This is a genomic window from Streptomyces marokkonensis (assembly GCF_039539045.1).
GTDB classification, from domain to species: domain Bacteria; phylum Actinomycetota; class Actinomycetes; order Streptomycetales; family Streptomycetaceae; genus Streptomyces; species Streptomyces marokkonensis.
On the sequence record NZ_BAABCQ010000123.1, the window covers coordinates 1 to 2,266 of the forward strand.

General features: G+C 73.6%; 2 protein-coding genes and 1 pseudogene. 2 read left to right on the forward strand and 1 reads right to left on the reverse strand.

The window, feature by feature from the left end; all coding sequences use genetic code 11:
• Positions 1–154 precede the first annotated feature (154 nt).
• Positions 155–712 (forward strand): annotated as a pseudogene (locus tag ABEA26_RS25505) (DUF4158 domain-containing protein); the annotation flags it as partial.
• Positions 713–888: 176 nt separating this feature from the next.
• On the forward strand, positions 889–1,341 hold the full coding sequence (locus ABEA26_RS25510) for a phospholipase (protein WP_345595682.1): 453 nt from the start codon (positions 889–891) through the stop codon (positions 1,339–1,341).
• Positions 1,342–1,360: 19 nt separating this feature from the next.
• On the opposite strand, the gene ABEA26_RS25515 is transcribed toward ABEA26_RS25510, so the two are convergent.
• On the reverse strand, positions 1,361–2,044 hold the full coding sequence (locus tag ABEA26_RS25515) for a phosphatase PAP2 family protein (protein ID WP_345595683.1): 684 nt from the start codon (positions 2,042–2,044) through the stop codon (positions 1,361–1,363).
• Positions 2,045–2,266: the final 222 nt, after the last annotated feature.

Here is a 2,266-nt window from a genome sequence, read left to right on the forward strand (position 1 = left end):
CTGACGCGCAGGGTCTCGTTCCCGAACCGTTTCCCGCTCTCCCCGTCCGCCTGCAGGAACCAGCGTGCCGCTTCCCAGCGTTCACGCCACTGGGAGGCGCCGACGATCAAGGAGCGGGCGGTGCCCACCAATTTTCTGAGCGAGGCAGTGCAGGCGCTTCAGCCACTTCACCGAGGACCCGGACGAGGGACAGCTCGCCGGATCCTTCCTGCTGGATCAGGCCGCGCGCCGCCAGGCGATGGCCGCCCGTGGCGCGCGGAACCGGATCGGCTGGGCCGTCCAACTCGGCACCATCCGCTACCTGGGCACCTTCCTGAACAACCCCGAAGACGTCCCCGCCGTCGTGGTCGCGTATGCCGCCGAGCAGCTCGGGCTGGAGCCGGCCGCGTTCGCCGGGTACGGCAGCAGTGAGGCGCGCTGGGACCCCCAGGAGCAGATCCGCGCTGGCTACGGGTACGCCAAGTTCGAGTTCGACCAGTGGTTCGCGCTCGCGCGCTGGCTCTACCAGCGGGCCTGGATCGGCAACGAGCGCCCTACCTGGCTTCCACGTCTCTCCTGGGCGGCGGTCCGGGTTGTCGGGGGTGACACCGCGGCTGCTTCCCGCTACGCCGATGGCATGCGATATGCGCGAGAAGACACGGCATGTGCGGCCGCCGCGACGAGTACGCGCCGCCGGGACGGGCTGTGGCGGCCGACGCGGCCCGGGCGGTGAGGAATTGAGGCTCAGTCGGGCCGGAAGGGCGGATGTTCAGGTCCCGATCTCCTGCCGGGCCGAAGAGTTGATGGGCCATTAGGGCGACAGATGTGTGAAGGGGTGGCCGGGACGCGCATCATCTTGACATGAACCTGCGACCCGATGGGCGGGTCGCAGCCATATGGAGGTGTGGAATGCACCGCAGACTCGCCACCGGACTCGCCGCCTCGGCCCTGGCCGTGACGACCGTCGTCGCCACCGCGGCGACCGCCGACGCCGCCCCCGCCGACAAACCGCAGGTCCTGGCGAACTGGACCCAGACCAGCGCGTCGAGCCACAACGCCTGGACCGCCGCGCGGTCGAACCAGTCCGCCTGGGCCGCCTACGGGTTCGACTGGACCACCGACTACTGCTCCTCCTCGCCGGACAACCCGTTCGGCTTCCCGTTCAGCACCTCCTGCGCCCGACACGACTTCGGCTACCGCAACTACAAGGACGCGGGCTCCTTCAGCGCCAACAAGTCCCGCCTCGACAGCGCCTTCTACGAGGACCTCAAACGGGTCTGTGCCCGATACGGCAGCGCCACCAAGGCCGCCTGCAACAGCACGGCGTGGACGTACTACCAGGCCGTGAGGGCGTTCGGCTGACGGTCCGTGCCGGGTTCGTCTACCCGGGCGCGGACGGTGCCGCCGGCGCCGCGGAGTAGACCGACCGCAGGCCCGGCACCGGGGCGGCCGCCGCTGCCGCCAGCGCGGCGGCCGCACTGGCGATGCCCAGGACGGCACCCGCGGCCACGTCACCGGGATAGTGCACCCCGGTGTGGACCCTCGAGTAGCCCACGGCGCTCGCCAGCGCTCCGAGCGGGACGGCGGCCGCGGGCAGGACCACGCCGACCGCCGTGGCGAACGCGACCGCCGAGGCCGTGTGCCCGGACGGGAACGACGCCGACGCGGGCATGGGCACATACCGGTCCACCGTCACCCGCGCCGCCTCCCGGTCCGGCCGCGCCCGGCGCACCAGCCACTTGCCCAGCAGGTTCGAGGAGGCCGACGCCACGGCGACCGCGCCCACCCCGGCGAGAGCCGCCCGGCGCGGCCGCGCGCCGCTCACCGCGAGCGCGGCGGCGATCCCGAGCGAGACCTTCGAGTGGTCGGCGGCGTGCGACAGCCGGCGCAGCGCCCGGTCGAGCGTGGGCGTGGACGTGGCGGCCACCGCCGCGTACAGCGCGCCGTCCACGGCCCGCAGATCACCGAGTACGGCGCTGAGGGCCCGCCCGCGCGAACGCCCCGGGCCGGGGTCCGGCGCGAGCGGGCCGCTGGTGTCCCCGTCGGCGTTGGTCGGTTCGGTCATGGGGCTCCTGCTCGGCGGGCGATGGGGCCGGGTGACGCCCAAGGGCACCGTGTCCCGTCTCCGGGCGCGCCGCGCGCCGGCGGGGCCCGTCCGGGGGACGGCGCGGGCGTCGTCCCCCGGACGGCCATCCATCCGCCCGGCGACACCGGTCCCGTCTCCTGCCTCGCCGGAGGCGGTCGCGAAAACGCCCGTGAGCCGTCGGCCGACCCCGGATGGGGGCGG